A 16816-nucleotide genomic window follows, 5' to 3' on the forward strand; every position below is an offset into this window, starting at 1 on the left:
TTCATCCATGCCCCAGATATCGCTCGACAGCGCGCTCGCAGATACTCGCCTGACGGCTAGTTGCTGGTTGACTGGCCATCTGGTCAGGTCGCGGCGGTTCCAGCCGCTCCGCACATATAGTCACGATCAAGCCTGAAAACACGGAGCCCTTCCATGGCCCTCGCCGCCGCCAAGTTCCAATCCGACGACTCATTGGCCGACGACTCATTGCTCGATGCCTATTCGACGACGGTCGCCGACGCCGTCGATCGTATCGGTCCGGCCGTCTGCCGCATCGAGCGCATTGGGGGGCAGGGCGGCCATGGCTCCGGCTTCGTCATCGCGCCGGACGGGCTGGTCGTCACCAATTTCCACGTCGTCGGCGACGCCAGGACAGTGCGCGTCTCGATGCCGGACGGCGCTTCCCGCGAAGGCCGCGTGCTGGGCCGCGATCCTGACACCGACATCGCACTGGTGCGCGCCGACGGAAGCTTTGCCGATATCGCGCCGCTAGGCGATTCCAAGCGGCTGCGGCGCGGCCAGATCGCCATTGCCATCGGCAATCCCCTGGGTTTTGAATGGACCGTCACCTCGGGCGTCGTCTCGGCGCTCGGCCGCTCCATGCGCGCCTCGACCGGCCGGCTGATCGACGACGTCATCCAGACCGACGCAGCGCTCAACCCCGGCAATTCCGGCGGGCCGCTGGTGTCGTCGGCCGGCGAGGTCATCGGCGTCAACACCGCCATGATCCATGGCGCGCAAGGCATCGCCTTCGCGGTCGCTTCCAACACCGCCAATTTCGTCATTTCGGAGATCATCCGCTTCGGCCGCGTGCGCCGCGCCTTCATCGGCGTTTCGGCCGACACGACGAACCTGCCGCGCCGCGCCGCCCTGTTGTCGCAAGTCTCGACCAGCACGGCGGTTCGCCTGCGCAGCGTCGAGAAGGACGGTCCGGCGGCCAAGGCCGGCCTAAAAGAAGGCGACATCATCGCCGCCATCGACGGCCGCCCGGTCACCGGCGTCGACGACCTCGTGCGCATGCTCGACGCCGAACGCATCGGCCGCGAGACGCTGTGCACTGTCGTGCGCCGCGCCGGCGTCAGCCAGGTGACGGTGACGCCGGTCGCAAGGGCAAGTTGAGGCCGTTCGTCTTCTCGTCTAGGCAGCGGCCCCTTCAACGAATTGAGCCTGAAACTCCGGGCTTAGCGGGATCGGCTTGATCACGTCGATCAGCACGCCATTGGGGTCCTTGGTGATGAAATGGCGCTGGCCGAAGGGTTCGTCGCGCAGAGAGCGCAGGATCGGCAGGCCGGCGGCGACGACCCGTTCATAGACAGCGTCCGGGTCTCGAACCTCGAAATTGATCAGCAGGCCCGAAGTGCGGCCCCGCCCCTCTTCCGGGATTGTCTCATGGTCGCCTTGGACGATGCCGAGATTGACTCTTCTGTCCTCCACCGATTGCAGATGCACGTACCAGTCGCTTTTGAACAGCGGCTGGAAGCGGAAATGCCTCACATAAAAAGCCGTCGTGCCGGCGACGTCGCCGGTCATCAGCACCGGGTAATAGCTCGTCGTCTTCATCTTTCCTTCTCCCGTCAACTAACATACAGTCTGCATGTAAATTGAATTAACATACAGGCTGCATGTATGCAACACGATTCCGCGCGCCGTTCCAACCGTGACCGCACCGAGGCGACGCGCGCCGACCTGATTGCCGCGGCGCGGAAGCTGTTCACCGAAAAATCCTATGCCGAGACCGGCACGCCGGAGATCGTTGCCGCCGCCGGCGTGACGCGCGGAGCGCTCTATCATCACTTCGCCGACAAGCAGGCGCTGTTTGCCGCCGTGGTCGAGCAGGAGGCGGCAGCGGTCGCCGAGGAGATCGAGCGCGCCTCGCCGCCATCGCTGTTTGCCCACGACGCGCTGATTGCCGGCTCCGACGCCTATCTCGCCGCCATGCGCGCACCCGGCCGCACGCGGCTGCTGCTGCTCGACGGCCCGGCCGTGCTTGGCCGCGCCGTCATGGACGCGATCGACAATCGCCACGGCAACCGCTCGCTGCGCGAAGGGCTGGTCGCGGCGATGCGGGCGCAAACGATGACGAGATTGCCGGCCGACGCGCTGACCGCACTGCTCGGCTCCGCCTTCGACCGCGCCGCTCTGGCCATCGAGGCCGGCGCGTCGGCCGAGGACTACCGCGCCGTGCTCATGGCACTGATCGATGGACTGTCTCGTGCTCCTCATCAGGCACCTCGCCCGGTTCGAACTCGTTGAAGCAACCGAGCTGGCGTTTGAACTGGTCGATCAGCCAGGCCGCCGCCGGCTTCGGGCTGCGATCGTTGCGGTGCATGGCAAACAGCGGCGAACTCACCTCCCTGAAGGATTCGAGGTCGATTTCGACCAGCCGGCCACTCGCCAGGTCGTCTGATATCAGCCAGCGCGGCAGCCCGCCCCAGCCCAACCCCTCACGCATCAGCATATGCTTGGTGCGCACATCCGTCAGCCGCCAGGTGCGGTAGGCGAAGACGCCGAAGTCGCGCCCCTTGGTGCGCTCCGACTGGTCGGTGACGACAAGCTGCGTGTGTTCGCGCGCATCCTCGATCGCCACCGGCTTCGGCAGCAGGGCCAGCGGGTGGCTGGGCGCGGCGGCCAGCACGATCGACATGAAGCCGATGCGCACAAGATGCACGTTGACCTCGCCCAGCAGGCCACCAATGCCAAGGTCGGCCTGGCCGCTGACGACATGGTCGGGGATCAGTCCAAGCGTGCCGATATGCAGCCGCAGCATCACGGTCGGAAACTGCGCCTCGAATGCCTTCAGCACCCGCACCAGCACCGGCGACGGCAACGCTGCGTCGACCGACAGCGCGACTTCAGCCTCGAGCCCTTGATGATGGCTGTCGACGCGCGAGCGGATTCGCTGCAGCACGCCGATCATGCGCCGCGCATCCTCCAGCATCGCCCGGCCGATCTCCGTCAATTGCGGCTCGCGCGTGCCGTCGCGCTCGAACAGTTTCAGGCCAAGCTGCGCCTCGAGATTGGCGATGCCGTAGCTGATCACGGACTGTGCCCTGTTGAGCTTGCGGCCGGCGGCCGAGAAGCTGCCGGCATCGGCGACTGTCACAAAGATCTGAAGTTGGTCGAGTGTCGGATTGGGTTGCATCACCATATCTATTTAATGGATGGATCGTACATAAAATATACCAGTTTATCGAATGGATCGATAGCCCCATATCTGGCGGGACAATCATTCAACCGCTGGAGAGCCCAAAATGTCCATTCTTCTTGTCACTTCGAGCCCGCGTGGCGCGGCCTCGCATTCGACCCGCATCGCTACCGAATTCGCTGAAAAGCTCGTCGCCGCCGATCCGTCGAACACGCTCGTCGTGCGCGACCTCGTCGCCAATCCGCTCCCCCATATCGACGCCGACTACGCCAGCGGCATCTACGTGCCGGCAGAAGCCCGCACTGCACGCCAGGCCGAAGTCGTCGGCGTCTCCGATGTGGTGCTCGACGAGCTGTTCGCTGCCGACACGGTGATCCTGGCCACAGGCTTCATCAACTTCAATATCTCCTCGACGCTGAAGTCCTGGGTCGACCACATCTCCCGTTCCGGCAAGAGCTTTGCCTATGGCGAGAACGGCCCCAAGGGTCTCGTCACCGGCAAGAAGGTCTATATCGTGCTGGCTTCGGGTGGCATCTATTCCGAAGGTGCGGCCGTGCAATTCGATCACGCCATTCCCTACCTGCGTGGCGTGCTCGGCTTCCTCGGCATGACCGATGTCGATGTCATCCGCATCGAAGGCGTCGGCATGGGTCCTGACGCGGTGACCGCAGCGCTCGCCAAGGCGACCGCCAAGGTCGATGCCGTGGTGGCCGCCAGCCAGGGTGTCGCGGCTGCCGCATAAAGAACCGAAATTTGTCGGCATCGAAAGGCAGGCGTGCGCGCCTGCCTTTTTCGTTCTAGCCGATGAGGTGCCTCAGCAGACCAGCGGCGCTGACTCCGATGAGCACAGTCGGCAGCATGGAAAGCCGCATGGCGGCTACCAGAGTGACAGCCAGCGCCAGAATATCCGCCGGGGACTTCGACACGAAGGCCGGCGCGATCACCGAGATCAGCACGCAACCAGGTGCCGCCTCCATCACCGCCGTGGCGCGGGCACCGAGCGTGCGGTTGCGCAGCACGACATAGCCGCCGATCCGGGTCAGGTAGGTAACGCAGGCCATCAGCACGATGGTAAGCAGGGTCGCCATGTCGATCATGCATCACCTGCCATCAGCCAGGCCGCGACCAGTCCCGATACCGCGCCGGCGGCGACATACCAGGCGCCGGGAACGAAGAGATAGACCAGTGCTGCAACGACGAGGCTGACCAGCCAGGGCCGCGCCGCCGCCATGCCCGTCCACATGCCGCGCATCAGCACCAGGAAGACGGCGGGGAACGCCATGTCGAAACCGTAGGTCTCGACATGGCCCAGCATCGGACCGAGCAAGGCACCCAGCGTGGTGAAGGCCACCCAGGTGAGATACATCGCCAGCGCCGCGCCCATATAGTAACGCGGGCTGAAGGCCGGCGTGATGCCCGCAACGGCACGCTGCCTGGCATCGGCAAGTCCAAGCGCCCAGCTTTCATCGCACATAAAAAACAGCGCCGGAAAGACCTTGCGCTTCGGCAGATCGCGCAGGAACGGCGCCAATGCAGCTCCCATCAACAGATGACGGCTGTTGACCAGGAAGGTGATGGCGACGATGAGCACGATGTGCGGCGGCGACGTCCACAATTGGATCGCGGCGAATTCCGAGCCGCCGGCGAAGTTCAGCCCTGTCATCATAGACAGTTCGACCGTACTCAGCCCTTTCTGCGTGGCCTGGGCGCCGAGCACCAGCGCGTAAGGGATGGTGCCGAAGAGCACCGGCGCGCAAGACGTCACGCCACGGCGGAACTCGGATCCCGAACCATCGCCCGCCGCCTCGACTGTCTGTGAAATGCCCATGGTTACTCCTCGGCTGGCCTGGCGGCCGCCGCTTTCTGCGTCTGAAATCAACTGATGTCGGCGGCAAACATACCGATATTTGCTCGCAATTTGGTTGCAAAGATTGTTGTGTTTTACCTAATCTTGGCATTCAATGTCACAAACCTCCCAATTGATGGAATCCAAAGCCATGAAACTTGATGAGATTGACAAACGGATCCTGCGGGCGCTGCAGCGCGACGGCCGCATGGCCAACAACGATCTGGCCAGTGAGGTCGGGCTGTCGCCATCGCCTTGCCTGCGTCGCGTGAAGCTGCTGGAGGAGGCCGGTGTCATCGACCGCTATGTCGCCGTGCTCAACCCGGCCAGCATCGGCAAGGGTCTGACCTTCTTCACCCGCATCTGGCTGAAGACGCAGGACGAGGACACGATCGAGCATTTCGCCACCGAAGTCGCCAAGCTGCCGCAGGTGATGGAGTGCTACCTGATGCTCGGCGATTGCGACGCCATGGTGCGCGTGGTGGCAGCCGGCATCGACGATTACCGCCGCTTCCAGTCGGAGCATTTGAGCCGCATCAAAGGCGTGCAGAACGTCAAGACCGACGTCCCCAGCCAGACGATCAAATACACGTCGGAATTGCCGATCTGAGCTGCTGAAAACGGCGCCGGGCCAGACTGGATAAAAAATGCAACCGGATTGTAGGATCGGCCTCGGTGCCAGCGTCCTTCGGAGGCAAGCAGCGCGCAGCGCTGTCCTCTGGCATGGGAGATTTGAATGAGCCTTTCCTATCGTTGGGTCATCGTCGCCGCTGGCGCGCTGATGTCCTGTGTCGCCATCGGGACGATGTTTTCGCTGGCGATCTTCCTCGAGCCGATGGCGATCGACACCAACTGGTCGCGTGCCGGCATTTCGAGTGCCATGACGCTCAATTTCCTGGTGATGGGCGTTGGCGGCTTCGCTTGGGGCGCCATTTCGGACCGTTTTGGCGCCCGCATCGTCGTCACGATCGGCGCGGTACTGCTCGGGCTGGCGCTGGTGCTGGCCAGCCGCGCCGGTTCGCTGCTGAGCTTCCAGATCACCTATGGCGTGCTGGTCGGCCTCGCCGCCAGCGCCTTCTTCGCGCCGATGATCGCGCTGACCACAGGCTGGTTCGACACCAACCGCAGCCTGGCCGTCTCGCTGGTCTCGGCCGGCATGGGCGTGGCGCCGATGACGATCTCGCCCTTCGCCCGCTGGCTGATCTCGGCCTATGACTGGCGCACCGCCATGTTCGACATCGGCATTACGGCCTGGATACTGCTGTTGCCGGCGGTTCTGCTGGTCCGCCAGCCGCCGAAGCCCATCGTGGCCGATACCGGCTCCGCGCCGGTTGCCGAAGGCGTCGGCCTGACAGTCGGCCAGGCGCTGCGCTCGCCGCAATTCATCGTGCTCGGGCTGACCTTCTTTGCCTGCTGCGCGGCGCATTCCGGGCCGATCTTCCACATGGTGAGCTATGCCATGCTGTGCGGCGTCGCCCCCATGGCGGCCGTCTCGATCTACAGCGTCGAGGGCTTGGCGGGCCTTGGCGGCCGGCTGCTCTACGGCGTGCTGGCCGACCGGCTGGGCGTCAAGCCGGTGCTGATCGCGGGCCTGGCGATCCAGGCGATCGTCATTGCCGCCTATCTCTCGATCAGCCAGCTCGGTCAGTTCTACATGCTGGCCGTCATCTTCGGCGCCACCTATGGCGGCGTCATGCCGCTCTATGCGGTGCTGGCGCGCGAATATTTCGGCCAGCGCATCCTCGGCACCGTATTCGGCGCCGCCACCATGTTGTCCAGCCTCGGCATGGCGCTGGGACCGCTGGCCGGCGGCATGGTGTTCGATGCCTACGCCAACTACCACTGGCTGTTCATCGGCTCGGCCATCATCGGGCTCGGCGCGGTCGGCATCGCGATCGCCTTCCCGCCACTGCCGCGCAAAGAGTTGCAGGTGGCTTAGTCCGGGTCAATTTCCCAAACCTTGCTGGCCAGGCACGCAATCAGCCTGGCCCGCTCGTTCGCTGCGGATCCTGTCCCCTGTTTCATCCGTTCCCCTTGTGCGAGTACGGAAGTCCACGGCCAACGTTTGCAGCAAGCGACGACCGACCTCGCGCACCCTGTCCACACCACTGAGGGCACCCTTATGGCCGAACATCCGAGTGGAAGTGAAAGCAACAGAATTGCCGCAAGCGCTGTTGCCGACGACGATCCGCGTCTTGCCTTCATTTATCAGGAAGCGGTGAGAGGTCTCACGCAACAACAGACCCTTGTGGAGAACATGAGCACCCGCGCCGGCAGCCTTGTCTTTGCCACCGCATTCGCAAACTCGTTGCTCGGCGGTGCGGCCCTTTCCAACGGGCTTGGGCTCTGGGACTGGACAGCGGTGGCCCTGCTGTTCAGCATCGGCGGGTTGATCGTCTTCATGCTTTGGCCCTACCACCAATATACATTCCGCTTCGATCCGGAAGAGCTGCTTGATCAATATGTCGACGGCGACAGGCCGACGACAATGTCGGCCATGCGCCGCGCGCTTGCCCTCCGCATCAAGGCGGACATGGCCGGCAACTGGCGAATTATCCAGCGGCTGCGGACGGCGCTGCAGATTGCGCTGCTGTTTCTGTTGCTCGATATCCTGGCCTGGCTTTTGGCGATTGCGGACGTTTGAGCCGGAGGGCACGCGGCTCCGCCGGTCTGGCCCTTGAATGACAGGCAACGGGCGATGGATCGAAAAGCTCTCTTGAGCATTTAAGCCTTGGCTAATAGTGGCCCAGGAGAGAACCAATGAAAAAGACGCTGCTCATTTTGAGCTTGCTCATTCCGCTCTCGGCGTGCTCCCGTACCGAACAAGGTGCCGCCGTCGGCGGCTTGGGTGGCGCGGCCGTAGGCGCCGCGGTGGCCGGAGACCCTGTGGAAGGGGCGGTTGTTGGCGGTGCGGTTGGAGCGATAGCCGGGGCCGTCATCGGCCACGCCAGCGAAGCCGGCCAGTGCAGATATCGCGATCGGTACGGCCGGGTTTACGTCGCGCGGTGCCCGAACGGCTACTGATCTCAAGACGCGTGATCTCCTTCGATCACGCGTCTGCTGGGGGTTAATCGAATGGCCTATCGGATCAAAAAGCTGCTGGGTTTCTTGTTTGCCGCTGTCGGCGCTGCCGCGGTGAATGCCGGGTCCACGATTGCGATTTCGGCCGCGCCGGTTGAAGCAAAGACGATTGCCGATCACTTCTCATCGGTGAAATCCATGTCAGGGGATTTCGTGCAATCAGGCCCGAAAGCGGAAAGAAAATACGGCAGGTTTTTTCTCCAACGCCCGGGCAAGATCCGGTTCAACTATGCAGGTCAATCTGGGGTCAGCGTGATCGCGGATGGCAAATCCCTGGTGGTTTATAACAGGAGACTGAAGACATCGCGGCTTTATGCCCTCTCGAAGACGCCGCTTAAGCTGCTGCTCGACAACAAGGTCGACTTCTCCGGCAGTCGCCTCAAAAGCATCAGAGACGATGGCGCCCAAGTTACCGTCAAGCTGGCCGACAGATCGGCTTTCGGCAATTCGAATATCTCCATGGTGTTCGACAGAAAATCGCTCGATCTGCGCAGATGGAGCCTCACCGACGAGAAGGGACTTACCACGACGGTGACCATCTCAAATGTGAGGCAGGGCGTTCGCGCTCCCGAGGGCACCTTCGTTATCGATTATGCGGCAAACCGTGAATTCAACACCACAACGAAATAGCCGAAACCGAAGCCATAGTCACAGCGCCGGAACCAATAGGATCACCGGCGGTTTAGTCCATGAAGGGACCGGAACCGCAAAGGACGCGGCACAATGATTGAAATTCACAGCATCGAAGCGGCCAACGCCAGACTGCGCATAAGGAGAGCAGAGAACTCTTTGAAGCGCGCGAATGACTTGCTGGACGAGGAAGGCGGCGTCGCCCTTAACTTGGCATTGTGCGGCCGGATAAGAGCCGCGCAAAGGCGCCTGATCGAGGCTAGGGCACGTCTGATGACGATCGATCCCGCCGGAACGAATTGACCGGCTGGCGCTCGCACGTCAACCCCTGAACGATAGGTCTATCGTGGCGCAACGCCTGCGTCATTACGCGGTGCTCCGGCGGCGATGATCCGCGCGCTGGCCCTACCCGAATATCCGCTCGCCCTGCTCGTCGACCAATTGAATGCCCTTCTTGATCGAGATGTCGACGGCGTCGTCGAGCCCGGCGAAGCGGTCGGCGCGGATGAATTTGTGTTCCTTCACCACGCCGTCGATCTCCTTGGAGACGACGCCGCACGTCTGGTACTGGCCATCCGCCTTGTAGGGCGTGGCGCTGACCAGGAAGCCCTTGTGCTCGACCTGCTTGGCTGGCGCTGCACTCGTCGGCTCGGCTGTCTGGGCTCCGCTGCCGCCACCGCCGAAAAGACGCTTCAGAAAAGACATCGGACTTCCTCCAACAGCATTCATCCCGCACCATGTAGAGTGACGCGGGATGAATTTCACTACCGGTCCTTGGCCCAGCCGGCAAGGGCGGCGTCCCATCGGCCGGACGAGCTTACTTGTGCGACAGCGCTTCCAGCGCCTCGGCGGCGGCTTCGAGGATGGCGATCGCCTCGGCCTGCTTGTCGGCCGGGGCATCGACGAAGTCGCCCAGAGCCGCGCGCAGCCGGTGGCGGACTGCGCGGAATTCGTCGCGTGCTTCCGAACGATCCCCGCGGCCTCGGCCGCCACGACGCCCGCCCTCTTCGCTCTCATCGTTCCAGCCGAACCAGTCGCGCGCCTTGGCCATTTTGCGGCCGAAGCGCTCGAGATGGTCGAGCACGCCGTCGATCATCTCGCGGTTGTCGGCGAGATGCGCCTGGCCCGCTTCGGTGATCGAAAACACCTTCTTGTTGCCGTCGGCGGCGGAGGCGGCATAGCCGGCCTCTTCCAGGAAGGTCAGCGTCGGGTAGACCACGCCCGGGCTCGGGCTGTAAATGCCGCTGGTGCGCTCTTCCAGGGCCTTGATGATGTCGTAGCCGTGGCGCGGCGCCTCGGCCAGCAGCGACAGCGTGATCAGCTTGAGGTCGCCGTCGGCCAGCATGCGCCCGGCGCGGAACATGTCGCCCGGGCCGCCGCGCCCGCCACCGCGACCGCCATGCCCGAACGGGCCAAAGCCGCCGCCCCCTCTGCCACCAAATTTGCCGGCCATGTGCATGAACATGCGCTCGCCGAAATGGTTGTTCCCAAAATGTTTGTGCATTGATTGCTCCTTGAGTTGTATCTTACGATATATCTTAATTAGGCGGGTCAATCGACGGAGTCAAGATATATCTTACGATGATCTGAATGCGGCGCCAGAGGCTTGCTTTCACCGGAACGTGCCGCTAGAAGACCCGCGAGCGCCTCGGCTGCTCCGTAAGCGTCTGACGTCAAGCAACGCATCCAACCCGGTCTTTCCGGGCAATTCAGCCGGTCACCGGCGGATGGATGCCAATGCGACGGACCGGACACTTCAGGGAAACTCTCAAAATGACTGCAAGACATCAGCGCAGGAAGCTGCCTGCGCGCTATGCCGCTGTTCTTGGCCCGCTGGTACTATCGCTGTTGATGACCTTCATCGTCTCGTTCATCTCGACGTTGAAAAGCCTTGGCTTCCACCCCGGGCTGCCGTCCATCTGGCTGACCGCCTGGGGCCTGTCCTGGCTGGTGGCGTTTCCGACGCTGCTGCTGGTTCTGCCGGTGGTACGCCGCATCGTCGGCGCGCTGTGCGAGCCGGCCAGCCGATAGCTCGCACGAAAAAGGTCCGGAGATGTCCTCCGGACCTTTGCGCTTCTGGTCATCAATCACGAAGCGCTACCAGCGACCCTTGCGCCGGTTCCAGGCATAGAGAAGGTCGGCGAAACGATCATAGGCAAAGCGTGTCAGCGGCAGGGCGAACCGATTGCCGAACAAGCTCGCCAGCCAGCCTTCGCCCGGCGTGACCCTCCACATAGCGATGGCAACGTCGGCGCCGGCCAGCAACCTGCCCGCCGCATCGGTGGCGTGCAGCCGGCGGCGGATATCCTCAAGCGACGCGCCATGTCCGGCAAGCGCTGCCGGTTCAAAATTGATGTCTCGGAACTCGATCCGCCCGGCCTTGACCGCTTCGATCAACCGCCGCTTCTGCCTGACAATGCCGGCATCGCAGACCGGGCAGCGCGTGTTGTACCAGACAGTCAGCATGGTCCCGGCATTGGGTTGAGAGCGCAACCTGAAGGACCACGAACGATCAGGCGCCGTCAAGACGTCGCTCAAGCGGCTGCGCACGAACGAGGCTGTCTGGTCCGGCCCTTTCACTGCAGTGCCTATCCGAGCGAGGTGACGATCTCGCGGTAGGCTAATTCGGGAAAGGCCTTCAGCGTCCGCGTCCTGACATTGCCGGCCGCTGCCAGCATCAGCGAGAAGCGCGCCAGCACCGCATCGTCGGGCGCTTCGACCACCGCCACCATATCGTATTCGCCCATGGTCAGGTAAAATGCCTTGAACGATCCGCCCATGTCACCCAGTTGCTTCCTGGCGGCATCGAGCCGCTTCGGTGACTCGCGCACGTTTCTGGCACCCTGCTCCGTCCAGTTCATCAGCACGATGTAGCTTGTCATGGCACACCTCCCTCCGGGGCCACGGAGCACGGCGGCTTCGCCGGGGCGGGCATCCGGGTTGTCGCCCAGAAAATGCATCCGACACGGAAATTATCCTCCCGAAGGACCTGCGCCGCAAGAGTGCGTCCCACAACAAAAAAGGGCGCCACCGGCGCCCTTGAACTCTTTGCATCGGTAAGTCTCAGCTATCCAGGAAGCTGCGCAGCTTGCGCGACCTGCTCGGGTGCTTGAGCTTGCGCAGCGCCTTGGCTTCGATCTGGCGGATACGTTCGCGGGTGACCGAGAACTGCTGACCGACTTCTTCCAGCGTATGGTCGGTGTTCATGCCGATACCGAAGCGCATTCTGAGCACGCGCTCCTCGCGCGGCGTCAGCGACGCCAGCACGCGCGTGGTGGTCTCGCGCAGATTGGCCTGGATCGCCGCGTCGATCGGCAGGATCGCCATCTTGTCCTCGATGAAATCGCCCAGATGCGAATCCTCCTCGTCGCCGACCGGCGTTTCGAGCGAGATCGGCTCCTTGGCGATCTTCAAGACCTTGCGCACCTTTTCGAGCGGCATGGCGAGCTTTTCGGCCAGTTCTTCCGGCGTCGGCTCGCGGCCGATCTCGTGCAGCATCTGGCGCGAGGTGCGCACGATCTTGTTGATCGTCTCGATCATGTGCACCGGAATACGGATGGTGCGCGCCTGATCGGCGATCGAACGCGTGATCGCCTGCCGGATCCACCACGTCGCGTAGGTCGAGAACTTGTAACCACGGCGGTATTCGAATTTGTCGACCGCCTTCATCAGGCCGATATTGCCTTCCTGGATCAGGTCGAGGAACTGCAGGCCGCGATTGGTGTATTTCTTGGCGATGGAGATGACGAGGCGCAGATTGGCTTCGACCATTTCCTTCTTGGCGATTGCCGCTTCGCGCTCGCCCTTCTGCACCTGGTTGACGATCTTGCGGAATTCCAGGATCGAGATCGCCGTTTCGGTGGCGAGGTTCTGGATCTCGGCGCGCAGGTCCTTGATCGCATCCTTCTCGTTCTTGGTGAATTCCTTCCAGCCGCGCGATGTCAGATTACCGATCGAGCGCGTCCAGTTCGGGTCGAGTTCGGAACCCTGATATTCCTTCAGGAACTCTTCGCGGCGCACGCCGTAGCTTTCGGCCAACCTGAGCAGCTTGCCTTCGTTCTGCACCAGGCGCTTGTTGATGTCGTAGAGCTGCTCGACCAGCGCCTCGATGCGCGCCGTGTTGAGCGACAGCGACTTCACCGCCTTGATCAGTTGGTCCTTCAGCTCCTTCAGCCGGCGGTCCTGGCTGGGCGACAGCGTGCCCGCGGCCGCGAGCCTGTTCTCGACCTGCTGGTCCTGCAGCTTGCGCAGCTTTTTGTAGGTGTCGGCGATGACGTCGAGCGTCTCCATCACCTGCGGGCGGAGTTCCGCTTCCATCGCGGCCAGCGACAGGCTCGCTTCGTCCTCGTCTTCGTCGTCGTCATCCGTCAGCCCACGCGTATCGGCGCCGACATTGGTGATGTCGTCTTCGTCCTCGCGCGAACGGCGCGGCTTGTCCTCGACCTTGGCTTCCTCGACGCGCTCGACCACCGGCGCCTGCTTGGCCTCGGGGCCGGCATAGGTCGCTTCGAGATCGATGATCTCGCGCAGCAGGATCTTGGATTCGTTGAGTTCGTCGCGCCAGATGATGATGGCCTGGAAGGTCAGCGGGCTTTCGCACAGACCGGCGATCATCGTCTCGCGGCCGGCCTCGATGCGCTTGGCGATGGCGATTTCGCCCTCGCGCGACAAAAGCTCCACCGAGCCCATCTCGCGCAGATACATCCTCACCGGATCGTCGGTGCGATCGGTCGGTTCTTTCTTGGTGGTGGTGGCGGCGACCGCGGTGCCGGTCTGCTCAGCCAACTCGTTGGCGTCTTCCTCGGCATCGGCCGCGGTGTCGGTGGCCTCGGGCTCCTCGCCCTGCTCGTCATCCTCGACCACGTTGATGCCCATGTCGGACAGCATCGCCATCGTGTCCTCGATCTGCTCGGAGGTCACTTCCTCGGAGGGCAGCACCGAATTCAGCTCGTCCATGGTGACATAGCCACGCTTCTTGGCGGCCTTGATCATCTTCTTGACAGCATCATCGGAAAGGTCGAGCAGAGGGCCATCGGTGGCGCCTTCGCGTTCGGTTTCGACCTCTTCCTTTTCCTTTGTCGCCATAGTCTTTATCTTCTCCTAGCGGCCGAACTTCAAAGCCGCGTAAGCTGTCGGACCAGTCAAATCGGATGCGCTCGCTTATGAAACGCGCTTCACCGGGCCAGTAACTGCATCAACTCGTTTCGTTTGGTGTATGTCGTTGCCCCAAAACCGGGGCTTCCCCTTTTTGGGCGACATGCATTAAGTCCAGATTAACCCTGATATCTGTGGCAGGCGGGCTGCCTGTCCAGTGACCAGTACCTCACATCGCTTTTTTCCCGTGACGCGGGTTCGGGTTAACGTTTCGAATCGTCCTGATTCCGCCAATCTGCCAGAAGGTCAAGCGCCTCTCGCATGATTCGCATGAAAAAAGCGAATCAATTACCCGACTTAGCCCGTTACGCGCCATTTGGACGCGCAACGACGCTTCTCAATTTACTCGCTTCCAACTAAGCTCGCCCTGCCCTGCCCGAGGAGACGCCAAACCCTTCGATCAGCGCTTCCGTGGCCTGCACATCCTGGAATTGCGCCTGAATTTCGATCAGGTGCCGGTAGTTTTCGTCTGTGGGATCGGTGGCGAGCGCCGCTTCCGCCTGTTTCAGTTCCTTATGTAAGGTGCGCGCGCTGCGCTGCAAGTGCAGCGCCTGGCTGAAAGCATCGCGGGCATCTTCAAGCGCAGCGGTCTCCAGCGCCGGCCATTGCCGCATTCGCCGGATCAGCCCGACGGCCCGCTCCCAGATCTCGGCGCAGCCGGCGCGTTCGATCGTCGCAATCACCGCCTGCCGGTCATTGGCCATGTCATGCGCCATTGCATCGAGGATTGCCGCATGCAGCCGCTTCAGATCGGAGTTGGCGAGATCGAGGAACTCGATATGGGCGAAATTCTCGTCGATCAGCGCCGGATGGTTGATCAGTGCGACGATGATCGTCGCCTCGCGCACCGACATCCCCTCGCTGCCGCGTTTGACCAAAGCGGACTGGCCGAGGCTTTCGGTGATCGCCATGCGGCCGCTGCCGGCCTTGGCGAACTGCCCGCCGGGCGCGGCCGTCTTGCCCTGGCCCTGTTTCCAGTCCTGCCGAGGTTGCCGGGCACTGCGCTGCGAGCCGAAGAAGCTCAGCACACGCTCCCGCATCTCCTGCTGGTAATGGTACCGCAGGCTTTCGTCGCGGATGCGGCTGGTCAGTTCGCGCAGCGTCTTCTCGAGTTCTGCCCGCCGCTCCGGCGTATCGAAGACGCCGCCCGCCGTCTCACGCATCCATAAAAGGTCGACCAGCGGCCGCGCCTCGGCCACAACGCGGTGAAATGCATCCGGTCCTTCGGCCTTGACCAGATCATCGGGATCCTTGCCTTCCGGCAGCAGCGCGAAACGCGCCGAGCGGCCAGCCTGCACAGATGGCAGCGCCATGTCGGCGGCCCGCCACGCCGCCTTCAGCCCGGCCTTGTCGCCGTCGAAGCACAGCATCGGCTCCGGCGCCATGCGCCAGAGCAGTTCGAGCTGGTTCTCGGTAAGCGCGGTGCCGAGCGGCGCCACGACATTCTCGAAGCCGGCCTGTGCCAGCGCGATGACGTCCATATAGCCTTCGACGGCAATGACGGTGCCGCCCTTGGCCAAGGCCTTGCGGGCGCGGGCGAAATTATAGAGCACATTGCCCTTGTGGAAGAGCTCGGTGTCAGGCGAATTCATGTATTTGGCCAGCGCATCGGGCTGCAGCGCGCGGCCGCCAAAGGCGATGATCTTGCCTCTGGAATCCGGGATCGGGAACATGATGCGGTCACGGAACCAGTCATAGGAAACCGGAATGTCGTCGCCGTGGCGCACCAGTCCGCAGGCCTCGATATCGGCTTTCGGCACGCCCTTGGCGGCGAGATGCTCCTTCAGCGCATTGCGGCTGTCGGGCGCAAAACCGAGCCGGAACGATTGCTGCGTCGCGGGCGTCAGTCCGCGGTCGCGCAGATAGGCCCGCGCCTTGGCGCCTTCCGGCCCTTGCAGCCGTTCCTGGAAGAAGGCGGTCGCCATCTCCATGACGTCGGTCAGGCTGGCGCGTTCCTTTTCGCGCCGCTCCTCCTGCGCATCGCGAACCGGCATCGGCACGCCGGCCATGTCGGCGATCTTTTCGACCGCTTCGGGAAAGCTCATCCCGTCCAGTTCGGTGAGGAACTTGAAATGATCGCCAGAAACCGAACAGCCGAAACAGTGGTAGCGGCCCTTCTTGTCCTCGCAGTGGAAGGATGGGCTCTTCTCGCCATGGAACGGGCAGCACGCCCAATAGTCGCCGCGCGGCGCGTTGGTCTTCTTGCGATCCCACGCGACGCGCTGGCCGATCACCGATGAAATCGGCACGCGGTCGCGTATTTCGTCGAGGAAAGCGGGTGGGAAGCGCATCGGGGAACTCGTTTCCCGATTATATAATCATGCCCGCCAAATCCGACGACCCCTAATACGAGCCATACCCGGTTTCCACAGGCAAAAGAGGCGACCGTTGCCGGCCGCCTCTTTTCCAATATCCGCCTGGGAACCGATTAATGCGCGGCAAGCGCGCCGAAGATGACGCCGGAGAGCACACCGACCAGCACATAGTCGTTGCCGACGCGGATCCATTCCTGGCCGCGGCCGGGACGATGCAGGCCGTAGCGGCCATAATCGCGGATCGGCTGGTGGCGCTTCCAGCTGGAATATTTCTGGCCCTTGCGCCAGTTGTTGCGCTTCACGACGACGACCTTTTTCTTGAAGACGCGCTTCTTCACATCCCGGTGCTGGCCAGGCTTCTGCCAGTCGACCTTGGTGTAATTCGACTGCGGCGCGTTCGGCGCATTCAGCGGTGCTGCCTGGCCGGTGAGCGACGTGGCGGCCAGCATCGAGAAAGCGAGTGCGGAAAGGATAATGCGTTTCATGAGAAGTCTCCTTGGTTGTCGATATCAAAGCAGTAGCTGCCCATCGATGAACCGAAACTGAACGCACGCATTACAATTGCGTAATGAATTCCTTGATTTACCCAAGAAAGCTGAACATGCCTGCAAAGGCAGGAACCAGTCGCATCGCAAACTCGGCCCA

The 16816-nt window shown here is 62.7% G+C and carries 21 protein-coding genes; 10 read left to right on the forward strand and 11 right to left on the reverse strand.

The window, feature by feature from the left end; genetic code table 11:
* Positions 1–153 precede the first annotated feature (153 nt).
* Positions 154–1119 carry a S1C family serine protease gene (locus tag LB558_RS31455; RefSeq protein ID WP_224701097.1) on the forward strand — a complete coding sequence of 322 codons (966 nt, stop codon included), beginning with the start codon at positions 154–156 and terminating at the stop codon, positions 1117–1119.
* A gap of 18 nt (positions 1120–1137) precedes the next feature.
* On the opposite strand, the gene LB558_RS31460 is transcribed toward LB558_RS31455, so the two are convergent.
* Positions 1138–1560 (reverse strand): VOC family protein, encoded by a 423-nt coding sequence (locus LB558_RS31460; RefSeq protein ID WP_224701099.1) that lies wholly within the window; start codon positions 1558–1560, stop codon positions 1138–1140.
* Between the two features lie 66 nt (positions 1561–1626).
* On the opposite strand from LB558_RS31460, the gene LB558_RS31465 reads away from it, so the two are divergent.
* Entirely contained in the window at positions 1627–2253 is a 627-nt protein-coding gene (locus tag LB558_RS31465; protein WP_224701101.1) for a TetR/AcrR family transcriptional regulator, read from the forward strand.
* Here the strand turns inward: LB558_RS31465 and LB558_RS31470 are convergent.
* The gene (locus LB558_RS31470; protein ID WP_224701103.1) at positions 2186–3142 is read right to left on the reverse strand and encodes a LysR family transcriptional regulator; all 957 of its coding nucleotides are present in this window, start codon (positions 3140–3142) and stop codon (positions 2186–2188) included. The two genes, LB558_RS31465 and LB558_RS31470, sit on opposite strands and share 68 nt — an antisense overlap.
* Before the next feature lie 109 nt (positions 3143–3251).
* Here LB558_RS31470 and LB558_RS31475 point away from each other — a divergent pair, with 109 nt between their 5' ends.
* Positions 3252–3887: an FMN-dependent NADH-azoreductase gene (locus tag LB558_RS31475; protein ID WP_023809654.1), complete on the forward strand. Its 636-nt coding sequence runs from the start codon at positions 3252–3254 to the stop codon at positions 3885–3887.
* A 55-nt stretch (positions 3888–3942) separates the two neighbouring features.
* On the opposite strand, the gene LB558_RS31480 is transcribed toward LB558_RS31475, so the two are convergent.
* The gene (locus tag LB558_RS31480; protein WP_224701105.1) at positions 3943–4242 is read right to left on the reverse strand and encodes an AzlD family protein; all 300 of its coding nucleotides are present in this window, start codon (positions 4240–4242) and stop codon (positions 3943–3945) included.
* On the reverse strand, positions 4239–4973 hold the full coding sequence (locus tag LB558_RS31485; protein WP_224701107.1) for an AzlC family ABC transporter permease: 735 nt from the start codon (positions 4971–4973) through the stop codon (positions 4239–4241). The genes LB558_RS31480 and LB558_RS31485 overlap by 4 nt, the downstream gene beginning before the upstream one ends.
* Positions 4974–5142: 169 nt before the next feature.
* Here LB558_RS31485 and LB558_RS31490 point away from each other — a divergent pair, with 169 nt between their 5' ends.
* The 6 genes from LB558_RS31490 to LB558_RS31515 all read left to right on the forward strand — a co-directional run bounded on the left by LB558_RS31490 (position 5143) and on the right by LB558_RS31515 (position 9005).
* Positions 5143–5601, forward strand: a complete 459-nt coding sequence (locus LB558_RS31490; RefSeq protein WP_127265010.1) for an Lrp/AsnC family transcriptional regulator — start codon at positions 5143–5145, stop codon at positions 5599–5601.
* Between the two features lie 126 nt (positions 5602–5727).
* On the forward strand, positions 5728–6930 hold the full coding sequence (locus tag LB558_RS31495) for an MFS transporter (RefSeq protein WP_224701109.1): 1203 nt from the start codon (positions 5728–5730) through the stop codon (positions 6928–6930).
* 21 nt (positions 6931–6951) lie between these two features.
* Positions 6952–7635, forward strand: coding sequence for a hypothetical protein (locus LB558_RS31500; RefSeq protein ID WP_224701111.1), 684 nt, complete (start codon positions 6952–6954; stop codon positions 7633–7635).
* Between the two features lie 116 nt (positions 7636–7751).
* Entirely contained in the window at positions 7752–8015 is a 264-nt protein-coding gene (locus tag LB558_RS31505) for a YMGG-like glycine zipper-containing protein (protein ID WP_127297410.1), read from the forward strand.
* A 51-nt stretch (positions 8016–8066) separates the two neighbouring features.
* The gene (locus tag LB558_RS31510; RefSeq protein ID WP_224701113.1) at positions 8067–8702 is read left to right on the forward strand and encodes an outer-membrane lipoprotein carrier protein LolA; all 636 of its coding nucleotides are present in this window, start codon (positions 8067–8069) and stop codon (positions 8700–8702) included.
* Positions 8703–8795: 93 nt separating this feature from the next.
* Complete coding sequence (locus LB558_RS31515) at positions 8796–9005, forward strand: hypothetical protein (RefSeq protein ID WP_224701115.1); 210 nt, start codon at positions 8796–8798, stop codon at positions 9003–9005.
* Positions 9006–9107: 102 nt separating this feature from the next.
* Here the strand turns inward: LB558_RS31515 and LB558_RS31520 are convergent, their stop codons facing one another.
* Together LB558_RS31520 and LB558_RS31525 are read right to left on the reverse strand one after the other, a co-directional pair.
* The gene (locus tag LB558_RS31520; protein ID WP_224701117.1) at positions 9108–9407 is read right to left on the reverse strand and encodes an HlyU family transcriptional regulator; all 300 of its coding nucleotides are present in this window, start codon (positions 9405–9407) and stop codon (positions 9108–9110) included.
* A gap of 112 nt (positions 9408–9519) precedes the next feature.
* Entirely contained in the window at positions 9520–10206 is a 687-nt protein-coding gene (locus LB558_RS31525; RefSeq protein WP_224701119.1) for a PadR family transcriptional regulator, read from the reverse strand.
* 269 nt (positions 10207–10475) lie between these two features.
* On the opposite strand from LB558_RS31525, the gene LB558_RS31530 reads away from it, so the two are divergent.
* Positions 10476–10733 carry a DUF2798 domain-containing protein gene (locus LB558_RS31530; protein ID WP_224701121.1) on the forward strand — a complete coding sequence of 86 codons (258 nt, stop codon included), beginning with the start codon at positions 10476–10478 and terminating at the stop codon, positions 10731–10733.
* 66 nt (positions 10734–10799) lie between these two features.
* On the opposite strand, the gene LB558_RS31535 is transcribed toward LB558_RS31530, so the two are convergent.
* The 5 genes from LB558_RS31535 to LB558_RS31555 form a co-directional block, all read right to left on the reverse strand.
* On the reverse strand, positions 10800–11168 hold the full coding sequence (locus LB558_RS31535; protein ID WP_224701123.1) for a thiol-disulfide oxidoreductase DCC family protein: 369 nt from the start codon (positions 11166–11168) through the stop codon (positions 10800–10802).
* A 122-nt stretch (positions 11169–11290) separates the two neighbouring features.
* The gene (locus LB558_RS31540; protein ID WP_013530150.1) at positions 11291–11584 is read right to left on the reverse strand and encodes a GYD domain-containing protein; all 294 of its coding nucleotides are present in this window, start codon (positions 11582–11584) and stop codon (positions 11291–11293) included.
* 181 nt (positions 11585–11765) lie between these two features.
* Positions 11766–13787 carry an RNA polymerase sigma factor RpoD gene (gene rpoD, locus LB558_RS31545; protein WP_224701125.1) on the reverse strand — a complete coding sequence of 674 codons (2022 nt, stop codon included), beginning with the start codon at positions 13785–13787 and terminating at the stop codon, positions 11766–11768.
* Positions 13788–14212: 425 nt separating this feature from the next.
* Positions 14213–16147 (reverse strand): DNA primase, encoded by a 1935-nt coding sequence (gene dnaG, locus LB558_RS31550; RefSeq protein WP_224701127.1) that lies wholly within the window; start codon positions 16145–16147, stop codon positions 14213–14215.
* Between the two features lie 137 nt (positions 16148–16284).
* Entirely contained in the window at positions 16285–16656 is a 372-nt protein-coding gene (locus tag LB558_RS31555; RefSeq protein WP_224701129.1) for an RcnB family protein, read from the reverse strand.
* Between the last annotated feature and the right edge of the window lie 160 nt (positions 16657–16816).

The organism is Mesorhizobium sp. CO1-1-8 (assembly GCF_020164875.1).
Lineage (GTDB): Bacteria > Pseudomonadota > Alphaproteobacteria > Rhizobiales > Rhizobiaceae > Mesorhizobium.